This window comes from Geothrix paludis (assembly GCF_022808815.1).
In the GTDB taxonomy this organism is placed as follows: Bacteria; Acidobacteriota; Holophagae; order Holophagales; family Holophagaceae; genus Geothrix; species Geothrix paludis.
Genome location: NZ_JAKZLC010000001.1, coordinates 72,531 through 97,605 on the forward strand (window position 1 = coordinate 72,531; position 25,075 = coordinate 97,605).

The window sequence follows — 25,075 nt, forward strand, 5'->3', positions numbered from 1 at the left end:
GAAACCTGCGGTCCTTTGGATTCCCTGGTCCACATGTTGTGACAGGAAATCAATTCCCGCCTTTCTCCATCTCAAATACAGAAGGCCCGCCATCCGGCGGGCCTTCTGGTTTGGAGCGGGCGATCGGGATTGAACCGACGACATTCAGCTTGGGAAGCTGACGTTCTACCACTGAACTACGCCCGCGGCAGGGATCCATCCTAGCCTAGTGACGGGCCGGAGGCCAGCCCTGCTCAGCCCAGGTAGGCCGCGATGACGCGTTCGTTCCGCCCCAGCTCCTCGGGCGTGCCTTCGACGGCGATGCGGCCACGCTCCATGACGTAGGCGTAGTCGGCCACCTCGAGGGCGCTCTTCGCGAACTGCTCGACGAGGAGGAGCGTGATGCCCTCCTCCTTCAGGCGGCGGATGGTGCGGAAGACCTCCTGCACGATGACCGGGGCGAGGCCCATGGAGGGCTCGTCCAGCAGCATCACCTTGGGCCGGGCCATGAGGGCGCGGCCGATGGCGAGCATCTGCTGCTCGCCGCCCGAGAGGGTGCCAGAGGCCTGCTTCGCGCGGTCCTTCAGGCGGGGGAAGAGCCCATAGACGCGGTCCAGATCCGCCTGGGCGCCCGACTTGAACCCCAGGAACTTGGGCAGCCGGCCGTAGGCGCCCAGCAGCAGGTTGTCTTCCACCGAGAGAGGGCCGAAGACCTTGCGGCCTTCCGGGGAATGGGCGAGGCCCAGCCGCGCGATGCGGGAGGCGTCGAGTCCCTGCACATCCCTGCCGTCGAGCACGACGCGTCCGCGGGAGGGACGGACCATCCCGGAGACGGCGCGCATGGTCGTGGTCTTGCCCGCGCCGTTGGCGCCGATGAGCGCCACCACGGCGCCGGGTTTCACGGTGAGGGTGGTGCCCACGAGCACCTCGCTGGCGCCGTAGCCCGCATGAAGGTCATCCACGATGAGCATGCCGGTCTCCTTCACGCGGGCAGGGGTTCGGCGCCGCTGGAAGGCGCGGAATCGCTGGCCTGGCCCAGGTAGGCCTCGATGACTTTGGGATGGCGCTTGACGTCCTCCGGGGCGCCTTCGGCGATGACCTTGCCGCCGTCCAGCACCGTCACCTGATCGCAAAGCTCGCTCACCACATCCATGTGGTGCTCGATGAGGATGATGGTGACGCCCCGGGCGTGGACCCGCTTGATGATCTCGATCTGCTGGAGGACGTCCGGATGGGAGAGTCCCGCCGCGGGCTCGTCGAGGATCAGCAGGTCGGGCTTGCGGGCCAGGGCCCGGGCGATCTCCAGGAACCGCTGGGCGCCGTAGGTGAGATCCTTCGCCCGGGTGCGCGCCTGGTCCTTGAGGCCGATGAGGTCCAGCAGGGCCAGGGCGTCGGCCTGCGCGCGCCGCTCCTGCGCGCGGGCGAAGCCCAGCAGCACGAGGGGGAGGGGCATCCTGTAGACGTCCTTCAGCGCGACCATCACGTTCTCGATGGCCGTGAGTTCGCTGAAGAGCTGGAGGTTCTGGAAGGTGCGGGCCACGCCAGCCCGGGCCACTCCGGTGAGGCTCCCCTGGGGCAGCGGGACGCCGCGGAGGGCCACGCCGCCCGAGGAGGGCGTGTAGAGGCCGGAGATCACGTTCACGACGGTGCTCTTGCCCGAGCCGTTCGGCCCGATGAGGCCGTGGATCGTGCCGGCGCGCACCTGCATGGACAGCCCGTCCACGGCCTTCACGCCGCCGAAGTGCCGCTTGAGGTCCTCCAGGACGAGCAGGGAGCCGTCGCCCTGGGCGCGCTGCGGGAGGACCGCCTCCAGGTCCGAAGGCTCCGGCAGGGGCGAGGGGGGCACGCGGAACAGCTTGGCGAGGAAGATGGCCAGGAAGCCCATCAGGCCCTCGGGCAGGCCCACCACCACGGAGAAGAGCATCAGGGCGAAGATGCCCTTGCGCCAATCTTCCGTGTTCTCCACGAAGAAGCCGCCGATGGCCAGGATGCCCATGGCGACCACGGGCGCGAGCGCCTGGAAGGGCCGCGTTGTCTTCTTGAGCAGGCCCCGCAGGCCCGCCACCAGGGCGAGGGCGAACCCGGCTCCGCTGAAGATGTGGAACAGCAGGGCATTGGAGAGCAGGTTCGGCAGCAGGACCACCACCGTGGCCCCCACGAAGGCGCCCCAGAGGCTCTTGCGCCCGCCCAGCACCACGCCCAGGAGGAGAATGATCATCAGCTCGTAGACGAAGCTCTGGGGCTGGAGGTACTGGAAGTTGAAGGCGTACAGCCCGCCCGCGAGCCCGCCGAGGCCGGAGCCCAGCGAAAACGCGGCGACCTTGTGGTAGTAGGTGCCCACGCCCATGGCGTCCGTGGCGATGGGACTGTCGCGCAGCGCCTCGAAGGCCCGGCCCCACTGGGAGGCCAGCAGGTTCCGCATCACCATCCAGACCATGGCCAGCAGGACCAGGCACAGCCAGAAGAAGATGGGCGGGGTGAGCGTGAGCCCGAACACGGGTGGCCGCGTCAGGCTGAGGCCCTGCGCGCCTCCGGTGAGGCTCTCCAGCTCGTTGAGGGCCGTGGTGCTGAGGGCCGCGAAGCTGAGGGTGGCCAGGGCGAACTGGGGGCCTTCGAGGCGCAGGGCGGGCAGCGCGAGGAGGCCGCCCAGGGCCAGGCCCACGGCCGTGGCCGCGGCGAGGGCCGGCACCAGGCCGAGGCCCAGCTTGGTGACGACCAGGCCGGCGGTGTAGGCGCCCAGGCCCAGGAAGGCCACGTGGGCGAGGTTCACCTGGCCCAGGTAGCCGACGGTGACGTCGAGCCCGATGAGCAGGATGCCGTAGATGGCCAGCAGCGTCAGCAGGCCCAGGGCGTAGGGGTTGACCACCATCAGCGGGATGGTGGCCAGGAAAGCGAAGACGAGGAGCTCGGCGCCGCGGAGGAAGAGGATGCGCTTCATCTCATACCTTCCGGATGACGGCCTTGCCGAAGACGCCGGTGGGGCGGACGGCCAGGGCTAGGATCAGCAGGGTGAGGCCTGGCGCCTCGCGCCAGCCGCTGCCCAGGTAGAAGCTGGCCAGGCTCTCCAGCGCGCCCAGGGCCATGCCGATGAGCACGACGCCGAAACCCGAGTCCAGGCCCGCGACCACGGCTACGGAGAAGGCCTTGAGGATGAGGGCGGAGGCCATGGTGGGGCCCACGGTGGTGATGGGGGAGACGAGGATGCCCGCCAGGGCGGCGACCACGCCGGACAGGGCGTAGGACAGCATCACCGTCCGCGTGGCGGAGATGCCCATGAGCTCGGCGGCGTCCCGGTCCGCGGACACGGCCTCGAAGGCCTTGCCCAGCAGGGTGCGGCGCTTGAACAGCTCGATGAGGCCCATGATGGCGAAGACGCCCACCGCGACCGAAAGCTCCTGGCGGGTGACATCCACCCCGAACACGCGGATCGGATCGGACTGGAAGGGCGTGGGGAAGGGACGATCATCGCGGCCCCAGATGTTCTCGGCGGCGGAGAAGAAGAAGAGGCCCAGGATGATCGAGAGCAGGATCCAGCCCTCGCTCTTCTGCTCCAGGGCCAGCCGGACGCCGGCCCGTTCCACGACCAGGCCCAGCAGGGCGCCGAAGAGCAGGCCCCCGGGCACCATCAGCCAGTAGGGCAGGCCCAGGTTGGTGAGGGTGAGGCTGAAGAAGGCGGACACCATCACCAGCTCGCCCTGGCCGAAGTTGATGCTCTTGCTGGTGGCGTAGGTGAGCTGGAAGCCGTAGGCGATGAGGGCGTAGACGAGGCCCATGAGGGCGCCGCTGACGGCCATCTGTCCAATGATCGAAGGATTCATGTCGGGGGCCCTCGGGGCGGGGCGGAAAAGGCGGGGGGCCGAAGCCCCCCGGGATGTGCGGTGATGATCGGTTTACTTGGTCTTGCCCTTGGCCTTGGGGCCCGGCTTGGCGGGGGCCTTGGCCGGGGTGCCGGCGGCCTCCTTGATGAGGCGGGCCTTGTCCGAGGCATTGCCGAAGACCACGCGACCGTCCTGCACCATGCCCATCACGACCTGCTCGCGGCGGAAGGCCTCATGGGTGGTGACGTCCGCGGGATTCCACTTGGTGTAGGGGTGGTTCCAGGTGGCGATGACACCCTTCACGGGCTCCTTCAGGTCCTCCAGGGCCTCCTTGATCTTGTGGGTGTCCGTGGTGCCAGCCTGCTTCACGGCGGCGGCGAAGATGTAGACCGCGTCGTAACCCTGGGCGGCGGCCACAGCGGAGGGGATGCGATCCACCTTGTAGGTCTTGTGGTAGCCGTCGATGAAGGCCTTCGCCTTGGGCGTGATGGGCTCTTCGATGAAGGTCTGGGGCATCAGGGTGCCGTTGCCGTTCTTGCCGGCGTTGTCGATGTAGTTGGACATGGAGAGCGTCCACCCGCCGATGAGCGGCGCCTTCATGCCGATCTTGGCCATGCCGTTGGACACGGCGGCCAGCTCGGGGCCGATGGCCCAGATGAGGACGGCCTGGGCGCCGGCGGCCTTGGCGCGGAGGAGCTGGGCGGTCATGTCCTTGTCGCCGATGTTGAACTTCTCCTGGGCCACCACCTGCAGCTTGTTCCCCTGGAGCTTGATCTGGTTCAGCATGTCGTCCCGGCCGGACACGCCGTAGTTGGTGGAGTCGAAGATCACGGCCACCTTGGTGAAGTGGCGGTTGATGGCCTCCTCGACCACCATGGCGGCCTGGATGCCGTCATGGGCGGCGAATCGGAAGATCGAGTTGTCCTTCACGCCGGCCTTGCTCCACTGGGTCATGGAGGCGGAACCCGCTGCGGGGCAGATGATCTTGGTGACGCCCTTCTCCTGGAGGTGCTTGTCGCCGGCCATGCAGACGCCGGTGTTCACGGTGCCGATGACGCCGGAGAGGTCGCCCATGGCGGCCAGCTCCTGGGCGATGAGGGCGCCACGCTCGTTCTTGGCCTCGTCATCGCGCTCGATGACCTCGATCTTCATCTTCCTGCCGCCGACCTGGATGCCGCCGGCGGCGTTGATCTCCGCGATGGCCAGCTTGGCGCCGTCGCGCGTGGAGGCGCCCATGGGGGCGGAGCCGCCGGTGAAGGGGCCCGTGATGGCGAGCTTGACAGTGTCCCCGGCGTGGAGGCCGAAGGCCGCCAAGAGAAGGGATCCATAGAGGGTCTGCCTGAGCATGGGGGTCTCCTTGGAAGCAGGTTGTGGGGAATTGGGACGGATTATGGCAGGTTGCGCCAGGGGGTGGGGCCTCGGACGGCCTGCGGTTACGCCTTGATTTCCACAGGGCCGGGGGGCCGATCAGGTGGGGCTGGAGGGGGTGATCTGCCACCCATGTTCGTACGGTCCCGAGGGGGCGAGGGGCGGAAAGGTCGCCCACCGGCTCCTGGGACTTCCCGTCCGGCCGGAATCCGGCCGGGAGCGGTCGGAATGGCCTGCCGACCGTGGTCCGCGCCCGGCTCGGGGGCGGTGGGAACCCGGTATCGTAGGGGACACCCACAGGAAAGGAGGGACCATGAAGCTGCTGTTCTCCCTCATCCAGGTGGCGTCTTTTTTCTTGTTCGTGGCCTACGCCTACTGCAACTCCCCCATGTTCCGGATGCGCCGCCTGGAGGCCGCCTCGCGCCGGGACCTGGCCGTCATGTACCTCTTCTTCTCGGTGATCTCCATCGGGGGGACCTACCTCGGCCTCCCGGTGCACGGGGCCCTGGCCAACACCCGCGCCATCGGGCCCGTGCTGGCCGGGCTCGTGGGGGGGCCGTACCTGGGGCTGGCGGTGGGGCTCACGGGAGGGCTGCACCGGTACTTCTATGGGGGGTTCACGGCCCTGGCCTGCGGCGTGTCCACCACGGTGGAGGGTGCCCTGGGTGGCGTCGTCCACCTCTACCTGGCGCGGCGGTACGGGGCGGAACGCCCCCTCAGTCCCCTCACGGCCCTGGTCACGATGATGGTGGCGGAGGCCCTGCAGATGATCATCATCCTGCTGGTGGCCCGGCCCTTCCCGGACGCCCTCCAGCTCGTGGAGGCCATCGCCTTCCCGATGATCGCCGCCAATTCACTGGGGGCCGCGATCTTCATGAGCATCCTGCGGGACCGCCGCGATCTCTACGACCAGGTGGGGGCCGCCTCGACGGCCCGGGCCCTCCGCATCGCGGGGCGGACCCTGGGGCCGCTCGCCAAGGGCTTCACGCCCGACGTGGCCCCGGAGCTCGCGAAGATCATCCTGGAGGAGACCGGGGTCGGAGCCGTGGCCATCACGGACACCCAGACCGTGCTGGCCTTCGTCGGGATTGGGTCGGACCACCACAAACCGGGCATGACCCTCGCGCCCGAGTGCCACCGCGCCATCCTCCATCGGGATGTCCAGTTCATGGACGGCGCGCACGAGCCCTATCACTGCGGGTATTCGGACCAGTGCCCGCTGGGCTCGGTGCTGGTGATCCCGCTGCAGGTGGACGGCGAGGTGATCGGGACCATCAAGCTCTTCGAGCCCGCCAGCAAGCGCTTCCTGAGCATCAACCGCACCCTGGGCGAAGGGCTCGCGCAGCTCCTGGCCACGCAGCTGCTCCGGGCGCGCTACGAGGAGCAGAAGAACCTGCTGGTGCTGGCGGAGCTGAAGCTCGCCCACGCCCAGATCAATCCCCACTTCCTGTTCAACTCGCTCACCACCATCCAGGCCATCATGCGCCGCGACGCGAACCGGGCCCGGGAGCTGCTGAACCACCTCTCGACCTTCTTCCGGATGAACCTCAAGCGCAGTCCCGAGTTCTCCACCCTGGAGGAGGAACTCACCCACGTGAACGCCTACCTGGAGATCGAGAAGGCCCGCTTCCAGGAGCGGCTGACCGTGGCGATCGACGTGGATCCCACCCTGCTCCAGGTGAAGCTGCCCACCTTCACCCTTCAGCCCCTCCTGGAAAACGCCATCAAGCACGGCATCGCCGACAAGCTGGAGCCCGGATCGGCGCGCATCCACGCCTTCTGGGAGGACGGCGCCGCGCGGATCGACGTGGAGGACGACGCTGGCACCTATTTCGAGCGCAAGGAGCGCGGGAAGGATGGGCTCGGGCTCGGGATCGTGGAGAAGCGCATCCGGAACCTCCTGAAAGGGGGATCCGGCCTGACCGTGACCTGCGATCCCCATGTGCGGACCTGCGTGTCGATCCGCATCCCCGCGGAGGAGGCCCGGGCATCATGATGCGGACCCTGATCGTCGACGACGAGATGCACGTGCGGGAGGAACTGGAGACGCTGCTCTCCGAGACCGGGGAATACCTGGTGCTGGGCACCTGCTCCAACGCGATCCAGGCCCTGCGCGCGGTGAAGGCCATGCGGCCCGAGGTGATGTTCCTGGACATCCACATGCCCAAGATCGACGGTTTCCAGTTCCTGGGGATGCTCGATCCGGACGTGATGCCCCTGGTCGTGTTCGTGACGGCCTACGACGAGTACGCCCTCAAGGCCTTCGAGGAGAGCGCCCTGGACTACCTGCTCAAGCCCGTCCAGGCGGACCGCCTCGCCCGCACCACCGAGAAGCTGAAGCGGTTCCTCCGGGAGGGGAGCAAGCCGGCCTACGACAGCCCTTCCATCGAGCGGATCCCGTGTATCTCGGGACACGGCATCAAGCTCGTGGACGTGGCGGAGATCGAGTTCGTGCGCTCCAGCGAAAGCGGCGTCCACCTGGTGACCGAGAAGGGCGAATTCCTCACGGAACTCACTCTGACGGTCCTGGAGGCCAAGGTGCCGTCCCTGGCCCGGTGCCACAAGCAGGTGCTGGTGAACCTCCGCCAGATCGACGAGATCCTCCGCCAGGACGCGTCATCGCTCATCCGGACCCGGTCAGGGAAGCTCGTGCCTGTCAGCCGCCGGTTCCTGCCCCAGCTCAAGGAGCGGCTGCTGATCCGCTGAGGTCGATCGGGCGGCCAGGCCAGTCCGGACCCAGGCCAGCAGGGGCTCTCCGCCGGCCACGTGCTGCTCTGCCACGTACAGGGGAAGCTCCAGCGCGGAACGGTGCTCCGGACCCAGCTTGACCGCGTCCTTCTCCGTGCAGACGAGCCAGGCCGCGCCCGCCTCCCGCGCCTTGGCCTGGAGCCAGGCCAAGCCGGCAGGCGAGGGGCCCTGATGGTCCGGGTAGCTGTGGGTTCCGGCCCACGCCTGGCCGGCCACCAGCAGGTCGGCGTAGAAGGCTTCCGGGTGGCCGAGGCCGCACCAGGCGAAGGCGGGCCCGAGACCGGGCCCCAGGCCGGGAAGGAGGAGGGGGCTGTGGTCGCCCGTGCCCCACCGGCGCAGCGCCCCCAGGGTGAAATCCACCCAGAAGAGGGGTCCGCCGCTGCCGTGGCGGTCCCACCAGGCCTCGACCATCGCGCGATCTTTCACCCGGGCGGCTCTCGTGATCACCAGCGCATGGGCCCGGCGGGCGCTGTCCACGGGTTCGCGCAGGTCGCCCAGGGGCAGCATCCGTCCGTTTCCCCAGAGCCTCACGCCATCGAGCACCAGCAGGTCCAGGTCCCGGTGGAGGGCGCGGTGCTGGAAGCCGTCGTCCAGCAGCAGGCAGCTCAAGCTCGGGCGCTGGGCCAGGGCCCGGAGGGCGGCCGCATGCCGCTTCCGCCCCACCACCATCCGTTCCGGGCCCAGGCGCCGGGCCATGAGCAGGGGCTCGTCGCCGGTCTGGCGGGGGTCGGAATCCGCCTCCACGCTCATGGGATCGATGTCCCGCCGCCCGCCGTAGCCTCGCGACAGCACAGCGTTGGTCCATCCGGCGGCCTCCAGCCCTTCGGCCAGGAACAGGGTGAGGGGCGTCTTCCCGGTTCCCCCGGCGCTGAGGTTGCCGATGGACACCACCGGGACGGGGACGCGGGAGATCCGTTCGGGATGGGCATCGAAGCTGCGGTTCCGGGCACGCACGACCATCCCATACAAGGGGGACAGCGGGGCGGCCAGATGGCGCAGAATGGACATGGATCAGAGTGTCCAACAAAACCCCCACGGGGTCACGCCTGGCACCAGGGCTGCGGAGGAGAGATGAGCGAGGGGATCCTGCTGGAGCCGGTGGCGCGGGGCACGTTGCTGCCTGAATCGGCGCGGGTGGAGCGGCTCCGGGTGGCCATTCCGCAGATCCTGGCGGCCCTGGAGGGCGAGACGGACGAGGTGGCCCTCCAGGCGACCCTGGCCTGCCTCCTATGGGAGACGATGCCCCAGGCCAACTGGTGCGGGTTCTACCGTCGCGTGGCCGACCGGATGCTGGCGGTCGGTCCCTACCAGGGCGGCATGGGTTGCCTCCGCATCTCGTTCGAGCGGGGGGTGTGCGGGGCTTGCGCGCGGACCGGCGCCACCCAGCTCGTGCCCGACGTCCATGCGTTCCCGGGCCACATCGCCTGCGATGACGCGACCCGGTCCGAGCTCGTGATACCCATCACGGTCAGCGGCCGACTCCAGGCAGTTCTTGACCTGGATTCACCCCACATCGGGGGTTTTTCGGCCGCCGAGGCCCGGATCCTCGAAGACCTGATGGCCCGGGTCTTCTCGGATGCGGTTCACCCATCGCCTGGGCTGGGTTAACCTAAGACACTCCCCGGGATCTGCATGGCTGAACCCAGCTTCATCGATCAAAGCAAGCTGCGCTTCCGCGAAGGCGAGGTCATCTTCCGCAAAGGAGAGATGGCCCAGCAGATGTACATCATCCTCGCGGGACGGGTCCGGCTATACGTCTCAGAGGAGCCGAAGGGCGAATGGACGGAAGAGCTGTCCAAGGGGGACTTCTTCGGAGAAGGCAGCCTGCTGGAGGCCCTGCCGCGCCAGCACACGGCCCTGGCCCTTGAGGATTCCGATCTCATCGCCATCAACCGCGGCACCTTCATGCGCATGATCCGTCAGAACCCCGAAGTGTCCGTGAAGATGATGCAGCGCCTCGCGCAGCGGCATCGCGAGCTGGGCGAACGGGTGGAGGAACTGGATGCCAGCCGCCCGGCCAAGGCTGCGGGCACTCCCGTGGCGAACCTGGTGTCCGTGCTCAGCGGCAAGCCGCATCCCATCCTGGCGCACGGCTCGCTCATCGGCCGTTTCGACCCCACCACGGGCGTGCATCCCGACATCGACCTGACCGAAGAGGACCACAACCTCAGCGTGTCGCGGCGCCATGCCCGCATCCTCTGCGAGCACGGTCGCTACTTCCTGCTGGAGGAGCCGGGCGTGGCGAACGGCACCTTCGTCCGGGGCGAGCGCATCCAGCCCGGCGAGCCCCGGGAGCTCAAGCACGGGGATCGCGTGGGCTTCGGCATGGTGGTGCTCTTCTTCGAAAAGAGCTAACTTTCCACCGGACGGATCGCGGGAGGTGGCCATGGGTACGGACCTGCACGTCGAATTGTGGCGGGATGAACACGGCGTCATCCGGGAACTGGTGCAGTTCGGCCTGGACGAGATCGGCGGCGCCTGCGTCATCCGGGAGCGGAACAACCTGGACGCTCTGGACGGCGACGTGAACGAAGGCGACATGGTCGTCGCCCGGTTCGGGGATCCCGAGGATGCGCGTGACTTCCTGCGCGATGAGGGATTCGAGCCCGTATAGCTCTTCTTATCTCCAGAATGCCGTCCGGCGCAGCCGGGCGGCATTCTGGAGCCGTGAACGGCTCTCTGGTGGAGGAAAACGACGATGAATTCCCTGTTCAACCCGGCCGACCGGGATGCCCTGGCCCGACGGTTCGCGGAACTGGAGCCGGGCGCCCAGCGCCAGTGGGGGAAGATGGATCCCGCCCAGATGATGAAGCACTGTGCCCTCGCCTTGGGCGATCCCCTGGGCGACCGTCCGGTGAAGCAGCTCCTCCTCGGGAAGCTGATCACGCCCTTCATCCGGAGCCAGGTCTTCGGGGAGAAGCCCTTCCGTCGCAACTCCCCCACCGATCCCATCTACGTGGTGTCCAGCCCCCAGGACTTCGAGGCCGAGCGCACCCGGCTGGCCACGCTCATCGACCGCGTCGTCCAGCGCGGCGCCGCGAAGACCGAAGGCAGGATCCATCCCTTCTTCGGACGGCTCAGCGGCGACCAGTGGGGGTGCCTGATCTACAAGCACTTCGACCACCACCTGAGGCAGTTCGGAGTCTGAATCTTTTCTTATCTGCAAAATCGCCCGGCGTTCGCCGGGCGATTTTGCAGGTGGGAACGGCGCTGGTCAGTTCTGGCCGATTCCCATGGCCTTGGCAGCCTTCGTAAGCTCAGGCACGACCTCGAACAGATCCCCGACAATGCCGTAGTTCGCCAGCTTGAAGATGGGCGCCTCGGGATCCTTGTTGATGGCGACGATGAACTTCGAGCCGCTCATGCCGGCGATGTGCTGGATGGCGCCGCTGATGCCGCAGGCGATATAGAGGGTGGGGCTCACGACCTTGCCGGTCTGGCCCACCTGCATGCTGTGGGGCAGGCCCCAGCCCGCGTCCACGGCCGCGCGGGAGGCGCCGACCACGCCCCCGAGGGCGTCCGCCAGTTCCTCAAGGATCTTGAAGTTGGCGCCGTCCTTCATGCCGCGGCCACCGCTGACGATGACATTGGCTTCGCTGAGGTCCACCTTGCCGCCGGCCTTGGCGAGGATCTCCTTCACCACGGACTTGAAGTCACCGGCGGGGGCCGCCAGCGTTTCCGCGGCGCCGGCGCCAGCCTTCTCGGCGGCGGGGAACACGTTGGGGCGGGTGGTGGCCGTCTGCACGGCGCTGGCGAAGGTGGTGGTGGCGAAGGCCTTGCCGGCGTAGACCGGACGCACAGCCTGGAGCTTGCCGTCCGCCATGGAGAGGCCGGTGACGTCGGAGGCATAGCCGGCGCCCAGGCGTGCGGCGGCGCGGGGAAGCACGTCCTTGCCCACCGCGGTGGCGGCGGCCAGCAGCACCGTGGCGCCCTTGGCCTTCACGGCATCCGCCAGCACCTGGGCGAAGGCGTCGCTGGAGTAGGAGGCCAGGGTGGCGCCCTCGGCGGTGAGGATCACGTCCGCGCCGAACTTGGCGGCCTCGGCGGCCCCGGCGCAGGAGGCGCCGGCGAACAGGGCGCCGACCTTCTTGCCGGAAGCGTCGGCCAGACGGCGGCCTTCGCTGAGGGCCTCGGCGCTGGGCTTGCGGATCTGGCCGTCCTTCAGTTCACAGAACACGAGAATCATGGATGTCGTCCTTTCGAATATCGGATCAGTCAGCGGAGGAGGACCGGCTAGAAGACCTTGGCTTCATCCTTGAGGGCCTGGAGCAGGGCCTGGGCCTGCTGGGCGGCGTCGCCCTGCAGCAGACGGCCGGCGGGGCGCTCGGGGGGAAGGGCCAGGGCGCTCACCTGCGCGCCAGCGGTGGTGGCGGCGGCATCCAGCTCCTCGATGGTCTTCTTCTTGGCCGCCATGATGCCCTTGAGGCTGGCATAGCGGGGCTCATTGAGGCCCTTCTGGGCGGTGATCACGGCGGGCAGGGCGCCCTCGACGATCTCCGAGCCGCCTTCGATCTCGCGCTCGGCCTTGAAGGTGCCTTCGCCGAGCTCGAGCTTCACGATGACGTTGGCCTGGGCGATGCCGAGCAGCTCCGCCAGCATGGGGCCCATGGCGGCGTTGTCGCCCCCCAGGCCCTTATTGCCGCAGAGGATCAGGTCGAAGCCCTTGTCCTTGGCGTAGGCGGCGATCATCTGGGCCACGGCGAAGGCATCGCCCTGGCCGTCACCCTTCAGCAGCACGGCGCTGTCGGCGCCGAGCGCCAGGGCGTTCTTCAGCACATCCTTGGCGGTGTCGCCTCCCACGGAAAGCGCCACCACCTCAGCGCCCTTGCCCTCCTTCAGACGGATGGCCTCTTCCAGCGCGTACTCGTCGTAGGGGCTGGTGATCCACTTGACGTCCGCAGGATCGAGAGACTTGCCATCCGCGGCGACTTTGATCTTGGTCTCAGTATCGGGGACCTGTTTGAGGGCGACGAGGATCTTCATGGGCGCTCCCTGATGCGTCATGGACAAGCCGGTGGGAACCGGCGGAAAAATGGATTCTAGCGCGGCGTGACCTTCCACTTTACCGGCCTTTGAGGATCTTTGTGCCTGGAATCACGTGTCTGTCTCCAGGTAAGTTGCACTTGCCTTTGGGTAGGAAGGGGGCGCCTTCCGGTATGGTGGTCGGATCATGAGCGATCGCACGCCGAGCTTCGATGGAGCCCTCGTCCTCACCGGCGGAGGGACGGGAGGGCATTTCTTCCCAGCCATGGCCTTGGCGGAAGGCGCGCGCCGTCGATGGCCGCAGCGGGCCATCGCCTTCGTGGGGGCCCGCCGGGGCATCGAGGCCCGGGAGCTGCCGACCAGTCCCTGGCCGCACCTGCTGCTCGATGTGGAGGGCTTCCTGGGCCGGTCGCCTCTGCGGGCCGCGAGATCCGCCTGGAAGCTATGGCGCGCCACAGCACGCCTGAAGGCCATGTGGCGGAAGGCCCGGCCCTGGGCGGTGATCGGCACCGGCGGCTACGGCGCGGCTCCGGCCCTGCTGGCCGCGCGGGCGCTGGGCATCCCCTACTTCCTGCATGAGAGCAACGCCGCGCCGGGCGCCCTGGTGAAGCTGCTCGCTCCGAAGGCCCGGCGGGTCTGGTGCGGCCTCGAAGGCGTGCGCTCCCTGCTTCCCGGGGCGGACTGCCTGGTGGTGGGCACGCCGGTGAGGGAGGCCTTCCTGCGGGACTTCCCGGCAGCATCGGCGCTGGAGCCGCCCTTCCGGTTGCTGGTCCTCGGGGGGAGCGGCGGGGCGCGGGCCCTCAACGAAGCGCTGCTGGAGATCGCGCCCGCGCTGCTGGAGGCGGCCCCGGAGTGGGAACTGCTCCACCAGGCCGGCCCCGCGGAGTTCGAGCGGCTGAAGGACCGGCCGCGCCACCCTCGCCATGCGCTGGTCCCCTTCATCACCCGCATGGATGAGGCCATGGAGGCGGCCAGCCTCGTCCTCAGCCGATCCGGGGCCAGCACCTGCGCGGAGCTGAAGGCCGCGGGCCGGGGGGCGATCCTGGTGCCCCTGCCGACCAGCGCCAATGACCACCAGCGCATGAACGCCCTGGCCCTGGCCTCGGAGGGCCGCGCCGCCATGGTCGAGCAGGGCCCGGAGTTCCCGGCGCGGCTCCGCGCGTCACTCGCGCTCCGCATGACCGACGCGGATGCGCGGAGGCACCTGTCCGTCCCGCCTGAACCCAATCAGGCCGTGGGTCTCAGCCTGGACGACCTGGGGGCCTACTTCGCGCGGGGCTCCGCGGCCCAGGCCACCACCACGGAGATGAAGTAGAGGCCCAGCAGGACCACGCTGAAGAAGATGGTGGTCACCACCACGTCGCCCGGCGTGAAGAACGCGCTGAAGATGAGGATGGCGATGGTGGCATGACGCCAGTACTTCAGCATGAGGCGCGCCGTCACGATGCGGAACTTCGCCAGGAAGAAGAAGAGGACCGGCAGCTCGAACATCACGCCGGTGATGAGCGTGGTGGAGATGAACAGGTCCAGGTAGTCCGAGGCGTGCAGGTTGGCGCGCAGGCCCGCCTGGGCGGCCTCCTGGAAGAGGATGTCCCCCAGGAACTTGAACGCCTGGTAGTAGGCGAAGGCGGCGCCGGCCAGGAAGCAGGCCGAGGTGACGAAGACGAAGGGGATGACGAGGCGGCGTTCCTTGGGCAGCAGGCCCGGCCGGATGAAGGCCCAGAGCTGGTAGAAGAGGAAGGGGGCGCAGAACACGGCCGCGGCCCACAGTGAGAGCCGCATCATGCTGAAGAAGGGCTCGGTGAGGTCCGTGAAGGCGAAAGGATCCAGGCTTCCGATGGGCTTGCCCGTCTGGCGCGCCATGGCCTCGAGGAAGGGCTTCTGCGCCCAGGCCCAGAGCTTGAAGCGGTAGGCATAGGTGATGGCGAAGCCCACGGCCACGATGCCGAGGGATCGGACGATCCGCACCCGCAGTTCCTGCAGGTGCTCCCAGAAGCTCATCTTGTCGGGCGGCGTGGCCGGAAGCGCCATGGTCCTCAACGGGGAGAAAAGGCCGGCCTCCCCAGGGAGACCGGCCGGTGGAGGGCCTGGCGGCTTACTTCTTGTCCTTGTCGGAGGCGGGAGGCGCGGCGACGTCTTCCTTCACGGAATCCGTCAGCTCGCGGCTGGCCTTCTTGAACTCCTGGATGCCCTTGCCCAGGCTCTTGCCCAGTTCGGGCAGGCGGGAGGGGCCGAAGAAGATCAGCAGCGCGATGCCGATCAGCAGGATTTCCATCATTCCGAGATTGCCCATGTTGGTGCTCCTTGGCGGGGTGGGGATGCCCTTCAGGGTTTGAGATCCGCCAGCGTCAGGCCGGCCGGAAGGTCGAGTTCCATTCTAAGCAGGGCCTGCCCGTGGGTCTTCCCCTGAGCATCGGTTTTCACGCTTTCGCTGCCGCCCCCGCCCAGGGAGTCGTGCAGGATGAAGTTGAGGGCCTTGAGGTTAGGAACCTCGAAACGTTCAACACTACCTTTGCATATGGTTGAAAAGTGATGTTTGACACGCTCAGATGTAAGTTCTTGTTGCAACAGGTGATAACCGGCCTCCGTATAGGCGATGACGCCCACGTTGGAGCCGTCCCCCTTGTCGCCGCTGCGGGCGTGGGCGATGTCTTCGAGTCGGATGCGCATCAACGGGCCTCCACGGAACGGCGTCCCAGGGAATGGTAGGTCCAGCCCTTGGCCTCCATGGCCTCCGGCCGGAAGAGGTTGCGGCCGTCGAACATGCAGCGTGACTTGAGGGCCTTGGCGACGGCCTCGAGGTCGGCCGCCTTGTAATCCGCCCACTCGGTGGCGATGAGCAGGGCGTCCGCACCGTCGCAGGCTGCCAGTGGAGTCTCGGCGTAGCGGACCTTGTCGCCGACCTTCGCCTTCACGGCCTCCATGGCGGCGAAGTCATGCACCACCACGTCCGCGCCCAGGTTCACCAGGCCATCGATGAGCTCCAGGGCCATGCTCTCCCGGATGTCATCGGTGTTGGCCTTGAAGGCCAGGCCCCACAGGGCGAAGCGCTTGCCCTTCAGGGGAGCGGGCACGCCCGGCTTCACGCCGAAGTGGGCCTTCACCTTCCGGAGGAGCACCTGCTTCTGGTGGCGGTTGGCCTCCACCGTGGTGGCCAGGGTCATCATGGGATGGCCGTGCTCGCGCCCCACCTTGAGGAGCGCCTGCAGGTCCTTGGGGAAGCAGGAACCGCCGAAACCGGGCCCGGGGTTGAGGAAGGCCGGGCCGATGCGGTGGTCCGCGCCGATGGCGGTCTTCACGTGGTCGATGTCGGCGCCCACGCACTCGGCGAGATTGGCGATCTCGTTGATGAAGCTGATGCGCAGGGCCAGCATGGCGTTGGCGGCGTACTTGGTGAGCTCCGCGCTGGGGGGGTCCATGCGGAACCACTTGCCGCCGCTGCGGTCCAGGAAGGACTGGTAGAGCCCCTTCATCACCTTCTCGGCGTGGTCCGTGCGGCAGCCCACCACCACGCGGTCCGGCTCCAGGAAGTCACCGATGGCCGAGCCTTCGCGGAGGAACTCGGGGTTGCTCACGACTTCGAAGGCGCGATCCGTGTGGTGTGCGATTTCCGCATGGACCCGTGCCGCCGTGCCCACCGGCACCGTGCTCTTGTCCACCACGATGAGGGGGGCGGCATCCTTGGCGCGCAGGGCCATGGCCCCACCGATCTGGCCCGCAACGGCCAGCACGTACTTCATGTCCGCGCTGCCGTCCTCGCTCTGGGGGGTGCCCACGCAGATGAAGGCCGCGGCGGCCTCCGCGATGCCCTCCTTGAGGTCCGTGGTGAACCGCAGAACGCCCGACGCGAGATGCCTCCGGAGCAGGTCATCCAGGCCCGGCTCGAAGATGGGGGATTCCCCCCGGCTGAGGGCGGCGACCTTGGCGGCATCCACATCCACGCCAAGGACGCGGTGCCCAGCCTCGGCGAAGCAGGCGGCAGCCACCAACCCCACGTAACCCGATCCGATGACCAGCACCTGCATGGCGTCCCCGCGCAAAGCATCCAGTGTAGCCGCATCCCCGCTTGCTATCATTTCCCGGACGGAGGCAGCAGCATGGCGATCCTGGCGGCACCCACGGGCAATGAAGTCAACCTGCTGGAGGTGATGCTCCATGCGGGCCCCGTCGCCAAGTCCGTGCTGACGATCCTCTTCACCTTCTCGCTCCTGAGCTGGGTGGTGATCATCCGGAAGGCGCTGCTCTACCGCCGCAGCCGCGAGGTGTCCGAGCGCTTCCGAGGCGCCTTCAAGCGGGCCACGGACTGGCGCGACCTGAAGCAGCAGGTGGAGCGGTTCGCCATGAGCCCGCTGGTGGGCCTCTTCGTGGCGGGCTATGGCGAAGTCACCTATCAGCTCCGCCAGGTGGGTCCGGATGGCCGCCCCCAGCTGCGCAGCATGGAAGCTGTGGAGCGCAGCCTCCAGCGGGCCAGCGTGGTGGAGATGGGGCGGCTCGAGCGGTCCCTGGGCGGCCTGGCCACCGTGGCCGCGGTGAGCCCCTTCATCGGCCTCTTCGGCACCGTGTGGGGCATCATCGATGCCTTCCGCGGCATCGGCGCCACGGGCAACGCGAACCTGGCCACCGTGGCCCCCGGAATCTCCGAGGCCCTGGTGGCCACTGCCATCGGCCTGGTGGCGGCCATTCCCGCGCTCATGGCCTACAACTTCTTCCAGGGCCAGCTGAAGCAGTTCCAGACCGAGCTCGACGACTTCTCCCTTGAGTTCATCAGCCTCTCGGAACGGAACTTCACCTGAGAAGCCCACGCCTGCCGCTCTCCCTCGACTGGGAGGACTGGTTCCAGCTCTGCTGCCCGCCCTACGACCAGCCCGAGGCCCTGGACCGCTTCGAGTGCCGCCTGCCGCAGGCCACGGAGCTGTCGCTCGCCCTCTGCGCGGACTTGGGCGCCCAGGCCACCTGGTTCTGCCTGGGTGACCAGGCCCGCCGGCACCCGGTGCTGCTGCGGCGCATCGTGGCGGAAGGTCACGCAGTTGGCCTGCATGGGCTCACGCACCGCCGGGCCTTCGAGATGGATCGGGCCGCATGGCGCGCCTCGCTGCGCGACGGCAAGGCCCTGCTGGAGGATCTCACCGGGCAGCCCGTGGTGGGCTATCGGGCCCCGGAGTGGAGCCTTCGCGGCCCTGCCGAAGGCTGGTGGCGGGACCTGCCGGAGCTGGGCTTCCGCTACGACTCCAGCCGCGCGCCCCTCGCCGTCATCGGCGATCCCCATTGGCCCCGGCGGCCCCACCTGCTGATGGAAGGCCTCTGGGAGTTGCCGCCGCCCGTCCTCTGGTCCGGTCCACCGCGCTCGCCCCTCTGGGGCTGGGGCCCCCGGGTGCTGCCCTTCAGCCTCGTCCGCCGGGAGCTTGAGGCCCTGGCCCTCAATGATGCCGGCACTCCGCTGACCGTACACCCATGGGAGCTGGACGAGGGACAGCCGGAACTGCCGGGAGCTCCCTTCGGCCACCGCTTCGCCCACAGCGCCGGCCTGAAGGGGCACGGGGCGCACCTTCGCGATCTGCTCGCGGGGTTCCGCCTGACGACCCTCGAGGCCTGGGTGGCGGAGCGATGACCCTGGCGCCGCTCATCCTCCTCGCGCCTTCCGAGGACAAGGCTTCCGGCGGGGTCCGCGGGAAGCTGCCGGAGACGTCCGCTCAGCACTGGGTGCGAGAGCGGTTGCTGGCCCTCGCCCGGACCGGATCGCCGGAAGCGCTCAAGAAAGCTTTCGACGTGAAGGATCTGGCCTTGGACAAGGCCCGGACCGAAGCGCTGGCGCTGGCGCGGCCCGTGCCCCTGCTGCCCGCCCTGTCCCGGTACACCGGCGTGGCCTTCCAGGCGCTGGATGCGGCCTCGCTGCCACCGGAGGCCTGGCGGCAGGTGTTCATCCTGTCCAACCTCCGGGGCCTGGTGCGCGGCGACGAGCCCGTGCCACCCTACAAGCTCAAGCTGGCGGCCATCCCGGGATTGAAGGCCCACTGGCGGAAGGCGCTTCCGGCGCAGCTGGAGGCGCTGCCGGAAGGCTCCGTGTGGGAGCTGCTCCCGGGCGATTCTGCCGATCTGCTCAAGGGCTGGACCCGCCCCCGCCATACGGTGGAGATTCTCGATGCCCGGGGAAAGGCCGTCAGCCATTTTTCGAAGAAGTACCGGGGCCTGGTGGCTCGCTGGATCCTGGCGCACCAGCAGGGCGATCCCAGAAAGGTGTTGAAGGGGCGAATCCCAGGGTGCCAGTGGGCTGGCGTGGATGAGAACGACCGGGGCGGGCTGGCCCTCCGGCTGCTGGTGGAACCATGAGCGACGATTGCAACCGCACTCCCTTCTGGCAGCGCCAGCCCCAGCTTCCCCTGGCGATCCAGCGTTTCTTCCAGGCCCGCATGGAGGCGGCCCTGGGCGATCCGGAGGCCCGCCAGGTCCTGGTCTGGCCCACGATCCTCGGCGCGCCGGGCCTGCGGAAGGTTTATCCCGACGGGCTCCCCGAGGCCGAGTTGCTGACCCATGCCGCCCGTATGCTGAGCGCCCTGGGCCACCACGATCCCGTGGCTGCCTGGCAGGCACACCGGGCGGCCTGGCCGGACACGGCGGAAGCCGGGCCCACCGGCTGGCGTCCAGCTGCCGCCTGGGGCGCCTGGGGTCCGCTGGTGAGCCTGCGCTGCGGGTGGCAGCTGGCCGCCCTCACGCCATTGCCCCTGGGCGCCCGCTACCCGCTGGCCTGCGGGGTGTCCCTCTTCAACCACGGCCTCTACCACGAGTGCCACGACGCCCTGGAACCGCTGTGGGACGCGGCGGAGGGCGACCTGAAGGGGCAGCTCCAGGGGCTGATCCTGCTGACGGGCGGATACCACCACCTCCAGCAGCACAACCTGCCGGGCATGGTGGCCCTGTGGGAGGAGGCCGTCGGCCGCCTGGAGACCTGCGGCGGACGCGTTCCCACGCCCTGGGGCGAGGTGCGGGCCGAGGTTGCGCTGGACCTGACGGTGCGGCGGCTGGACCATGGAAGGCGCACGAAGGATGGCGGGGACCTGTCGGCCTTGTGGGCCCTGGATCGCCCTACCTGGGAGCTGGCATGAAGGATGGGGTCGATCTGCTGGTGCTGGGCGCGGGGATCGCGGGCTGTTCCGCGGCCCTGCGCGCGGCGGATCAGGGCATCTCCGTGGTGCTGGTGGCCAAGGACGAGCTGGGCGGCAGCAACACCGCCTGGGCCCAGGGCGGCATCATCGGTCAGCCGCCGCCGGAGGAAGGCGACTCCGCGGACCTGCTGGCCGCGGACATCGAGGCCGCAGGCGCGGGCCTCTGCCGGCCCGAGGCCGTGCGCCAGCTGGCCGAGGAGGGGCCGAAACTCTGCCGGAGCTTCCTCTGGGAGCGGCTGGGCGTGCCCTTCGACCTCGGGACCGGCGGGACCCCCGATCCCACGGCCGAGGCGGCCCACAGCGCCCGGCGCATCTACCACGCCAAGGACGCCACCGGGCTGGCCATCCAGACGGCGCTCAGCGAGGCCGTCCGGAAGCACCCGAACATCCGCCTGCGGGAGGGGCTCTGCCTGGTGGACCTCATCACCAGCCCTCACCATTGCGTCAGTCCGGTGCAGGTCTACGAGCCCATCCGCGTCCATGGCGCCTACCTCTTCGACCCCATCACGGGCGAGGTGGAAGGCCTCCTGGCCCGCCGCACGATCCTGGCCACCGGCGGCCTGGGCTACCTCTACCTGCACACCACGAACCCGCCGGGCGCCACGGGAGACGGCCTGGCGGCCGCCTACCGGGCCAGCGCGCGCATCGTGAACTGCGAGTACCTCCAGTTTCATCCCACCACCCTCTACGTCCCCGGCAAGCCGCGGACGTTGCTGACCGAGGCCCTCCGGGGCGAAGGAGCGCAGCTGCTCAACCGCAAGGGCGAGCGGTTCATGTCCAAGTACGCCCCGGATCAGATGGAACTGGCGCCTCGCGATGTGGTGAGCCGGGCAATCTTCCAGGAGATGGCGGTCAGTGGGGAACCCTGCGCCTACCTCGATCTGGCCCCGGTGGCGGCGAAGCTGGATCTGGACGAGCACTTCCCCACGATCATGGCGGCCTGCCGGGCCGAGGACATCGATCCGCACCGCCATCCCATCCCCGTGGTGCCCGCCGCCCACTATTTCTGCGGCGGCGTGCTGGTGGATCTGGAGGGCCGCACCAGCCTGTCGGGCCTCTTCGCCGCCGGAGAGGTGGCCTGCACGGGGCTCCATGGCGCCAACCGCCTGGCCTCCACCAGCCTGCTGGAGGGCCTGGTGTGGGGCTTCCACAGCGCCGACACCGCCGTGCGGGAACTGCGGGAGACCGTGGATCCGGATCCCGGCGAACTGGCCGCCTGGCGCATGCCGGAGGAACCTGAGGAGACTGACCCCCTCCTCATCGACCAGGACTGGCGCCTCATCCGCAGCACTCTCTGGAACTATGCGGGCATCGTCCGCAGCAGCGCCCGCCTGGAGCGGGCACGGTCGGACCTGCACTACCTGGCCCACCGCATCGAGCGCTTCTACCACCAGACGCTCCTCAGCCGGGAGCTGCTGGAGCTGCGCAGCGGCATCCTCTGCGCCCGCCTGATCCTCAACGCTGCCCTCCAGAACCCCGAAAGCCGCGGCTGCCATTACCGCATCGATTGATTGCCGGTCGCGGGACAATGGGGCATGGTGTTGTCCGTCTTCGACCTCTTCCGCATCGGCATCGGGCCGAGCTCCTCGCACACCGTGGGGCCCATGCGGGCCGCCCGCGGATTCGCCCTCGGGCTGGAGGCCTCGGACCTGCTCGAGGCCACAGGGGAGGTGCGAGTGGAGCTGTTCGGCAGCCTGGGTGCCACGGGGAGGGGCCACGGCAGCGACAAGGCGGTGATCCTCGGCCTGCTGGGGGAGACCCCGGAAGAGGTTGATGTGGAGGCCGTGGAGGGCCTGGTGGCGCGGGTCCGCGACTCGGGGCGGCTGGCCCTCCTCGGGAGGCGCGAAGTCCCGTTCCGCGAGGCGGACCATCTGCATCTGCTCCACAAGAGCCTGCCCTTCCATCCGAACGGCATGCGCTTCACGGCCCTGGACGCAGGCGGCGGGGTGCTCCGCGCCCAGGTCTACTACTCCGTGGGTGGCGGGTTCGTGGTGGAGGAGGGCGCCCTGGTTCCGACAGCCGCCGGCCTGGAGCCGCCTTTCCCCTTCCACACGGCCAAGGGCCTACTGGATCACTGCCGGGCGCAGGGGCTGCCCGTCAGCCAGGTCATGCTGGCGAACGAGCGGACCTGGCGCTCCGAGGCGGCCATCCGGTCGGGCCTCCAGGAGCTCTGGTCGGTCATGCAGGCCTGCGTGCGGCGCGGCTGCGCCACCGAGGGATTGCTGCCCGGCGGCCTGAAGGTGCCGCGCCGCGCGCCCGCGCTCTACCGGCGTCTGACCGAATCCCCGGAGGCGGGCCTCAAGGATCCCCTCACGGCCCTGGACTTCGTGAGCCTCTACGCCCTGGCGGTGAACGAGGAGAACGCGGCCGGGGGCCGCGTGGTGACGGCTCCGACCAACGGCGCCGCGGGCATCATTCCCGCCGTCCTGCACTACTACCGGCGCTTCGTGCCCGGGGCCACGGACGAGGGGGTGGCGCGGTTCCTCCTGACGGCCGGGGCCATCGGCGCCCTCTACAAGGAGAACGCCTCCATCAGCGGCGCCGAGGTGGGCTGCCAGGGCGAAGTGGGCGTGGCCTGCTCCATGGCCGCCGGGGCCCTGGCCGAGGTGATGGGCGGCACGCCGGACCAGGTGGAGAACGCCGCGGAGATCGGCATGGAGCACAACCTGGGCCTCACCTGCGATCCCATCGGCGGCCTGGTGCAGGTGCCGTGCATCGAACGCAACGCCATGGCCAGCGTGAAGGCCATCAACGCCGCCCGCATGTCCCTGCACGGCGACGGCCACCACTTCGTGAGCCTGGACAAGGTCATCAAGACCATGCGCGACACCGGCGCCGACATGAAGAGCAAGTACAAGGAGACGGCCCGGGGCGGCCTCGCCGTGAACGTGCTCGAAATGCCGCTAGACTTCACGGTGAACCTGCCGGAGTGCTGATGCGACCGTCCGCCGCCCTGCTGTTGCTGGTCCCCGCCCTTCTCTCGGCCCAGGCCGGAGGTCTGGACGGAGGGCGGCTCGATCCCGCCTGGTTCGGCCCTGGAGCCGCGTTCCAGCCGTCGAAGGCCCTGGGCTTCCAGTGGCTGAAGCCCGGCCTGGACCTGCGGGGCAGGGCGGTCCAGCTGGGATCCTGGGAGGCGCCCGCGTGGGTCCTGGGCAAGCGGGACCTCAAGGACCAGACCTTCCTGACCCGGGTCGAAGGGGCCCTTCCCGCAGCCCTGGAGCGGGGCCTCCGCCGGGGCCTGAAGGGAAGCGTGCCCGTCTCGACCGCCACCGGCGACGTCCACCTGGTGGGGCGGATCGTGGACGCCATCGGCCAGGCGGACGACTACATGGCCGCGGGCCGGGTCGCCCTGTCCTTCGACCTCAAGCTCGTGGACGGAAAGACGGGCGAGCTGCTGGGCGCCTTCCACGACACGCTCGAAAGCGGGGCTCCCGATTACATCCCGGGCCGCTTCGAGCGCTGGAGCGAGGATCTGGGGCGGCTGCTCGCCGTCCCCGCGGCACCGAAGGAAGCTGCCAAACCCGTTCAGGCACCCACTCCCGCACCCGCCCCTCCCGCCCTGCCGGCACCCGCCGTCGCCAAGCCGGCCCCCGCCTTCGACCTGCAGGGCGCCCTCAGCCGCATCGAGGGCCTCTGGCGCGACGGCCTCCTCAGCGACGAGGAATATCAGGCCCTGCGCAAGAAGGCGGAGGAGAAGGCCGGATCGCCTAGATAGGCCAGGCCCCCGCGCCTTCGCGCAGGAGGACGGGCTCCTCGCCGCTCAGATCCAGGATGGTGCTGGGGATGCCCAGGGGCTGGCCGCAGTCCACCACCATGTCCAGGGCGTGGCCCAGCTCTTCCTCGATCTCCCAGGCCGTGTTCAGGATGGGCTGGTCCGGCAGCGCGACGCTGGTGGTGATGATGGGCTCGCCAAGCATCGCCACCAGTGCGTGGCAGAACGGCTGGTCCGGGATGCGGAGACCCACCACCTGCTTGTTCTGGAGGTAGCGCGGCACTTCGCGGCTGGCGGGCAGGAGCACGGTGTAGGGCCCGGGCAGCAGCTGCTTGAGGATGCGGAAGGTGGGCGTGTCCAGGTGGCGGGCGTAGCGGCAGAGCATCTCCATGTCCGAGCACATGATCGACATGGGCTTCTTCGGATCGCGGCCCTTGAGCTGGTGGATGCGGTCCACCGCCTTCTTGTGGGACACCAGACAGCCCAGCCCGAACAGCGTGTCCGTGGGGTAGGCGATGACGCCGTCCTTCCGCAGCAGCTCCGCGAGGCGCTCGAGATGGCGCACCTGGGGCGTCTCGGGGTGCAGGGTGAGGATCATGGCGTGTCCAGCTCCCGCCAGCGCGCGCGGCCGGCGGAGGGATGCTCCTGGGGCCGCTGGAAGAAGCGCTCCGCCAGTGCGGGGTCCAGGGCCGCGGCCACGCCGGTTCGCCGTCCCTGGAGGGCCAGCAGCGCCACCACCGTGAGGCTGTCCGTGATCTCGCCGGCCAGCACGCGTCGGAGGCAGTCCTGGAAGGGCTCGCGATGGAGCATCAGCTCCTCGTCGTCCTCGGGATGGTGGCCCTCCGCGGGACTGAGGTCTGTGGCCAGGAAGAGGAAGGCCTCCTCCTCCGTGGAGGAGTTGCTGGTGTGGAAGAAGGCCAGTGGTTCCCACACCTGGGCCGCGAGGCCGGCCTCCTCCGCCAGCTCCCGGCGCATGGCCTCGAAGGGACTCTCCGAGATGTCGCCGCCGCCCTCGGGAATCTCCCAGGAATAGGCCTCCAGCGGATAGCGCCACTGGCCCACGAGCACCACGCGGTCCTGGTCATCCAGCGCCAGGACCCCGCAGGCGGTGCGGTGGAACCCGCAGACGGCGTAGCGCCCCTCGGCGCCCCGGCGGTGGCGGAAGCGGTCCTCGCGGATGCGGATCCAGGGCGAGTCGTAGATGAACCGGCGGCCCGTGACCGTGTAGGGGTCCGGATGCTCGGGCCGGGGCAGGGGCTTCAGATCCATCTTCTGAACATAGCAAAACGCCCGCTTGCGCGGGCGTT

At 69.0% G+C, this 25,075-nt stretch carries 27 protein-coding genes and 1 tRNA gene; 14 read left to right on the forward strand and 14 right to left on the reverse strand.

Annotated features, from left to right (window positions below; all coding sequences use genetic code 11):
* Positions 1-111: 111 nt before the first annotated feature.
* From MLE64_RS00325 to MLE64_RS00345, 5 genes are all read right to left on the reverse strand, one after another.
* A tRNA-Gly gene (locus MLE64_RS00325) sits at positions 112-186 on the reverse strand.
* A 47-nt stretch (positions 187-233) separates the two neighbouring features.
* Positions 234-950, reverse strand: coding sequence for an ABC transporter ATP-binding protein (locus tag MLE64_RS00330; RefSeq protein WP_243314566.1), 717 nt, complete (start codon positions 948-950; stop codon positions 234-236).
* 11 nt (positions 951-961) lie between these two features.
* Positions 962-2,917, reverse strand: a complete 1,956-nt coding sequence (locus MLE64_RS00335; RefSeq protein ID WP_243314569.1) for a branched-chain amino acid ABC transporter ATP-binding protein/permease — start codon at positions 2,915-2,917, stop codon at positions 962-964.
* A gap of 1 nt (position 2,918) precedes the next feature.
* Positions 2,919-3,797 (reverse strand): branched-chain amino acid ABC transporter permease, encoded by an 879-nt coding sequence (locus MLE64_RS00340; protein ID WP_243314571.1) that lies wholly within the window; start codon positions 3,795-3,797, stop codon positions 2,919-2,921.
* 72 nt (positions 3,798-3,869) lie between these two features.
* A complete protein-coding gene (locus MLE64_RS00345; protein ID WP_243314573.1) occupies positions 3,870-5,144 on the reverse strand; it encodes an ABC transporter substrate-binding protein in 1,275 nt (424 codons plus the stop codon).
* Between the two features lie 334 nt (positions 5,145-5,478).
* On the opposite strand from MLE64_RS00345, the gene MLE64_RS00350 reads away from it, so the two are divergent.
* Together MLE64_RS00350 and btsR are read left to right on the forward strand one after the other, a co-directional pair.
* Positions 5,479-7,161: a sensor histidine kinase gene (locus tag MLE64_RS00350; protein ID WP_243314575.1), complete on the forward strand. Its 1,683-nt coding sequence runs from the start codon at positions 5,479-5,481 to the stop codon at positions 7,159-7,161.
* Positions 7,158-7,871, forward strand: coding sequence for a two-component system response regulator BtsR (btsR, locus tag MLE64_RS00355; protein ID WP_243293251.1), 714 nt, complete (start codon positions 7,158-7,160; stop codon positions 7,869-7,871). The genes MLE64_RS00350 and btsR overlap by 4 nt, the downstream gene beginning before the upstream one ends.
* Here the strand turns inward: btsR and lpxK are convergent.
* A complete protein-coding gene (gene lpxK, locus MLE64_RS00360; RefSeq protein ID WP_243314577.1) occupies positions 7,803-8,921 on the reverse strand; it encodes a tetraacyldisaccharide 4'-kinase in 1,119 nt (372 codons plus the stop codon). The genes btsR and lpxK overlap by 69 nt on opposite strands.
* 63 nt (positions 8,922-8,984) lie before the next feature.
* On the opposite strand from lpxK, the gene MLE64_RS00365 reads away from it, so the two are divergent.
* The 4 genes from MLE64_RS00365 (at position 8,985) to MLE64_RS00380 (ending at position 11,061) form a co-directional block, all read left to right on the forward strand.
* Positions 8,985-9,521 (forward strand): GAF domain-containing protein, encoded by a 537-nt coding sequence (locus tag MLE64_RS00365; RefSeq protein WP_243314580.1) that lies wholly within the window; start codon positions 8,985-8,987, stop codon positions 9,519-9,521.
* A gap of 24 nt (positions 9,522-9,545) precedes the next feature.
* Complete coding sequence (locus MLE64_RS00370) at positions 9,546-10,268, forward strand: cyclic nucleotide-binding domain-containing protein (RefSeq protein ID WP_243285893.1); 723 nt, start codon at positions 9,546-9,548, stop codon at positions 10,266-10,268.
* 31 nt (positions 10,269-10,299) lie between these two features.
* Positions 10,300-10,527, forward strand: a complete 228-nt coding sequence (locus MLE64_RS00375) for a hypothetical protein (protein ID WP_243314582.1) — start codon at positions 10,300-10,302, stop codon at positions 10,525-10,527.
* Positions 10,528-10,611: 84 nt separating this feature from the next.
* Entirely contained in the window at positions 10,612-11,061 is a 450-nt protein-coding gene (locus MLE64_RS00380) for a DUF1569 domain-containing protein (RefSeq protein WP_243314584.1), read from the forward strand.
* A gap of 66 nt (positions 11,062-11,127) precedes the next feature.
* On the opposite strand, the gene MLE64_RS00385 is transcribed toward MLE64_RS00380, so the two are convergent.
* Both MLE64_RS00385 and MLE64_RS00390 read right to left on the reverse strand, forming a co-directional pair.
* Positions 11,128-12,099 (reverse strand): electron transfer flavoprotein subunit alpha/FixB family protein, encoded by a 972-nt coding sequence (locus MLE64_RS00385; protein ID WP_243314586.1) that lies wholly within the window; start codon positions 12,097-12,099, stop codon positions 11,128-11,130.
* Between the two features lie 47 nt (positions 12,100-12,146).
* The gene (locus MLE64_RS00390) at positions 12,147-12,896 is read right to left on the reverse strand and encodes an electron transfer flavoprotein subunit beta/FixA family protein (protein ID WP_243314588.1); all 750 of its coding nucleotides are present in this window, start codon (positions 12,894-12,896) and stop codon (positions 12,147-12,149) included.
* A gap of 187 nt (positions 12,897-13,083) precedes the next feature.
* Here MLE64_RS00390 and MLE64_RS00395 point away from each other — a divergent pair, with 187 nt between their 5' ends.
* Positions 13,084-14,211: a UDP-N-acetylglucosamine--N-acetylmuramyl-(pentapeptide) pyrophosphoryl-undecaprenol N-acetylglucosamine transferase gene (locus MLE64_RS00395; protein WP_243314591.1), complete on the forward strand. Its 1,128-nt coding sequence runs from the start codon at positions 13,084-13,086 to the stop codon at positions 14,209-14,211.
* Here the strand turns inward: MLE64_RS00395 and tatC are convergent.
* From tatC to MLE64_RS00415, 4 genes are all read right to left on the reverse strand, one after another.
* On the reverse strand, positions 14,160-14,927 hold the full coding sequence (tatC, locus tag MLE64_RS00400) for a twin-arginine translocase subunit TatC (protein ID WP_243314593.1): 768 nt from the start codon (positions 14,925-14,927) through the stop codon (positions 14,160-14,162). The two genes, MLE64_RS00395 and tatC, sit on opposite strands and share 52 nt — an antisense overlap.
* Before the next feature lie 64 nt (positions 14,928-14,991).
* A complete protein-coding gene (gene tatA, locus MLE64_RS00405; RefSeq protein ID WP_243314595.1) occupies positions 14,992-15,189 on the reverse strand; it encodes a twin-arginine translocase TatA/TatE family subunit in 198 nt (65 codons plus the stop codon).
* 32 nt (positions 15,190-15,221) lie between these two features.
* The gene (locus MLE64_RS00410) at positions 15,222-15,566 is read right to left on the reverse strand and encodes an AtuA-related protein (RefSeq protein WP_243314603.1); all 345 of its coding nucleotides are present in this window, start codon (positions 15,564-15,566) and stop codon (positions 15,222-15,224) included.
* Entirely contained in the window at positions 15,566-16,921 is a 1,356-nt protein-coding gene (locus MLE64_RS00415) for a UDP-glucose dehydrogenase family protein (RefSeq protein ID WP_243314606.1), read from the reverse strand. The genes MLE64_RS00410 and MLE64_RS00415 overlap by 1 nt, the downstream gene beginning before the upstream one ends.
* Positions 16,922-16,993: 72 nt before the next feature.
* Here MLE64_RS00415 and MLE64_RS00420 point away from each other — a divergent pair, with 72 nt between their 5' ends.
* The 7 genes from MLE64_RS00420 to MLE64_RS00450 all read left to right on the forward strand — a co-directional run bounded on the left by MLE64_RS00420 (position 16,994) and on the right by MLE64_RS00450 (position 23,771).
* Positions 16,994-17,689, forward strand: coding sequence for a MotA/TolQ/ExbB proton channel family protein (locus MLE64_RS00420; RefSeq protein ID WP_243285902.1), 696 nt, complete (start codon positions 16,994-16,996; stop codon positions 17,687-17,689).
* 119 nt (positions 17,690-17,808) lie between these two features.
* Positions 17,809-18,504, forward strand: a complete 696-nt coding sequence (locus MLE64_RS00425; RefSeq protein ID WP_279342884.1) for a DUF3473 domain-containing protein — start codon at positions 17,809-17,811, stop codon at positions 18,502-18,504.
* On the forward strand, positions 18,501-19,223 hold the full coding sequence (yaaA, locus tag MLE64_RS00430) for a peroxide stress protein YaaA (protein WP_243314609.1): 723 nt from the start codon (positions 18,501-18,503) through the stop codon (positions 19,221-19,223). The genes MLE64_RS00425 and yaaA overlap by 4 nt, the downstream gene beginning before the upstream one ends.
* The gene (locus MLE64_RS00435) at positions 19,220-19,996 is read left to right on the forward strand and encodes a DUF309 domain-containing protein (RefSeq protein WP_243314611.1); all 777 of its coding nucleotides are present in this window, start codon (positions 19,220-19,222) and stop codon (positions 19,994-19,996) included. Before yaaA ends, MLE64_RS00435 begins: the two co-directional genes overlap by 4 nt.
* Positions 19,993-21,567, forward strand: coding sequence for an L-aspartate oxidase (gene nadB / locus MLE64_RS00440; protein WP_243314613.1), 1,575 nt, complete (start codon positions 19,993-19,995; stop codon positions 21,565-21,567). The genes MLE64_RS00435 and nadB overlap by 4 nt, the downstream gene beginning before the upstream one ends.
* A 24-nt stretch (positions 21,568-21,591) precedes the next feature.
* On the forward strand, positions 21,592-22,992 hold the full coding sequence (locus MLE64_RS00445) for an L-serine ammonia-lyase (RefSeq protein WP_243314616.1): 1,401 nt from the start codon (positions 21,592-21,594) through the stop codon (positions 22,990-22,992).
* Positions 22,992-23,771 carry a hypothetical protein gene (locus MLE64_RS00450; RefSeq protein ID WP_243314626.1) on the forward strand — a complete coding sequence of 260 codons (780 nt, stop codon included), beginning with the start codon at positions 22,992-22,994 and terminating at the stop codon, positions 23,769-23,771. Before MLE64_RS00445 ends, MLE64_RS00450 begins: the two co-directional genes overlap by 1 nt.
* Here the strand turns inward: MLE64_RS00450 and MLE64_RS00455 are convergent.
* Both MLE64_RS00455 and MLE64_RS00460 read right to left on the reverse strand, forming a co-directional pair.
* On the reverse strand, positions 23,764-24,366 hold the full coding sequence (locus tag MLE64_RS00455; RefSeq protein ID WP_243293266.1) for an L-threonylcarbamoyladenylate synthase: 603 nt from the start codon (positions 24,364-24,366) through the stop codon (positions 23,764-23,766). The genes MLE64_RS00450 and MLE64_RS00455 overlap by 8 nt on opposite strands.
* On the reverse strand, positions 24,363-25,037 hold the full coding sequence (locus MLE64_RS00460; protein WP_243314628.1) for an NUDIX domain-containing protein: 675 nt from the start codon (positions 25,035-25,037) through the stop codon (positions 24,363-24,365). Before MLE64_RS00460 ends, MLE64_RS00455 begins: the two co-directional genes overlap by 4 nt.
* Positions 25,038-25,075: the final 38 nt, after the last annotated feature.

Bases quoted from the DNA above. Each gene is read 5' to 3' on its own strand.
- yaaA (WP_243314609.1), top strand. From the start codon at position 18,501: ATGACCCTGGCGCCGCTCATCCTCCTCGCGCCTTCCGAGGACAAGGCT.
- MLE64_RS00330 (WP_243314566.1), bottom strand. From the start codon at position 950: ATGCTCATCGTGGATGACCTTCATGCGGGCTACGGCGCCAGCGAGGTG.
- MLE64_RS00420 (WP_243285902.1), top strand. From the start codon at position 16,994: ATGGCGATCCTGGCGGCACCCACGGGCAATGAAGTCAACCTGCTGGAG.
- lpxK (WP_243314577.1), bottom strand. From the start codon at position 8,921: ATGTCCATTCTGCGCCATCTGGCCGCCCCGCTGTCCCCCTTGTATGGG.
- MLE64_RS00455 (WP_243293266.1), bottom strand. From the start codon at position 24,366: ATGATCCTCACCCTGCACCCCGAGACGCCCCAGGTGCGCCATCTCGAG.
- MLE64_RS00350 (WP_243314575.1), top strand. From the start codon at position 5,479: ATGAAGCTGCTGTTCTCCCTCATCCAGGTGGCGTCTTTTTTCTTGTTC.
- MLE64_RS00415 (WP_243314606.1), bottom strand. From the start codon at position 16,921: ATGCAGGTGCTGGTCATCGGATCGGGTTACGTGGGGTTGGTGGCTGCC.
- MLE64_RS00450 (WP_243314626.1), top strand. From the start codon at position 22,992: ATGCGACCGTCCGCCGCCCTGCTGTTGCTGGTCCCCGCCCTTCTCTCG.
- nadB (WP_243314613.1), top strand. From the start codon at position 19,993: ATGAAGGATGGGGTCGATCTGCTGGTGCTGGGCGCGGGGATCGCGGGC.
- MLE64_RS00390 (WP_243314588.1), bottom strand. From the start codon at position 12,896: ATGAAGATCCTCGTCGCCCTCAAACAGGTCCCCGATACTGAGACCAAG.
- MLE64_RS00385 (WP_243314586.1), bottom strand. From the start codon at position 12,099: ATGATTCTCGTGTTCTGTGAACTGAAGGACGGCCAGATCCGCAAGCCC.
- MLE64_RS00365 (WP_243314580.1), top strand. From the start codon at position 8,985: ATGAGCGAGGGGATCCTGCTGGAGCCGGTGGCGCGGGGCACGTTGCTG.
- MLE64_RS00345 (WP_243314573.1), bottom strand. From the start codon at position 5,144: ATGCTCAGGCAGACCCTCTATGGATCCCTTCTCTTGGCGGCCTTCGGC.
- MLE64_RS00410 (WP_243314603.1), bottom strand. From the start codon at position 15,566: ATGCGCATCCGACTCGAAGACATCGCCCACGCCCGCAGCGGCGACAAG.
- tatA (WP_243314595.1), bottom strand. From the start codon at position 15,189: ATGGGCAATCTCGGAATGATGGAAATCCTGCTGATCGGCATCGCGCTG.
- MLE64_RS00460 (WP_243314628.1), bottom strand. From the start codon at position 25,037: ATGGATCTGAAGCCCCTGCCCCGGCCCGAGCATCCGGACCCCTACACG.
- MLE64_RS00445 (WP_243314616.1), top strand. From the start codon at position 21,592: ATGGTGTTGTCCGTCTTCGACCTCTTCCGCATCGGCATCGGGCCGAGC.
- MLE64_RS00375 (WP_243314582.1), top strand. From the start codon at position 10,300: ATGGGTACGGACCTGCACGTCGAATTGTGGCGGGATGAACACGGCGTC.
- MLE64_RS00380 (WP_243314584.1), top strand. From the start codon at position 10,612: ATGAATTCCCTGTTCAACCCGGCCGACCGGGATGCCCTGGCCCGACGG.
- MLE64_RS00435 (WP_243314611.1), top strand. From the start codon at position 19,220: ATGAGCGACGATTGCAACCGCACTCCCTTCTGGCAGCGCCAGCCCCAG.
- MLE64_RS00395 (WP_243314591.1), top strand. From the start codon at position 13,084: ATGAGCGATCGCACGCCGAGCTTCGATGGAGCCCTCGTCCTCACCGGC.
- tatC (WP_243314593.1), bottom strand. From the start codon at position 14,927: ATGGCGCTTCCGGCCACGCCGCCCGACAAGATGAGCTTCTGGGAGCAC.
- MLE64_RS00340 (WP_243314571.1), bottom strand. From the start codon at position 3,797: ATGAATCCTTCGATCATTGGACAGATGGCCGTCAGCGGCGCCCTCATG.
- btsR (WP_243293251.1), top strand. From the start codon at position 7,158: ATGATGCGGACCCTGATCGTCGACGACGAGATGCACGTGCGGGAGGAA.
- MLE64_RS00335 (WP_243314569.1), bottom strand. From the start codon at position 2,917: ATGAAGCGCATCCTCTTCCTCCGCGGCGCCGAGCTCCTCGTCTTCGCT.
- MLE64_RS00370 (WP_243285893.1), top strand. From the start codon at position 9,546: ATGGCTGAACCCAGCTTCATCGATCAAAGCAAGCTGCGCTTCCGCGAA.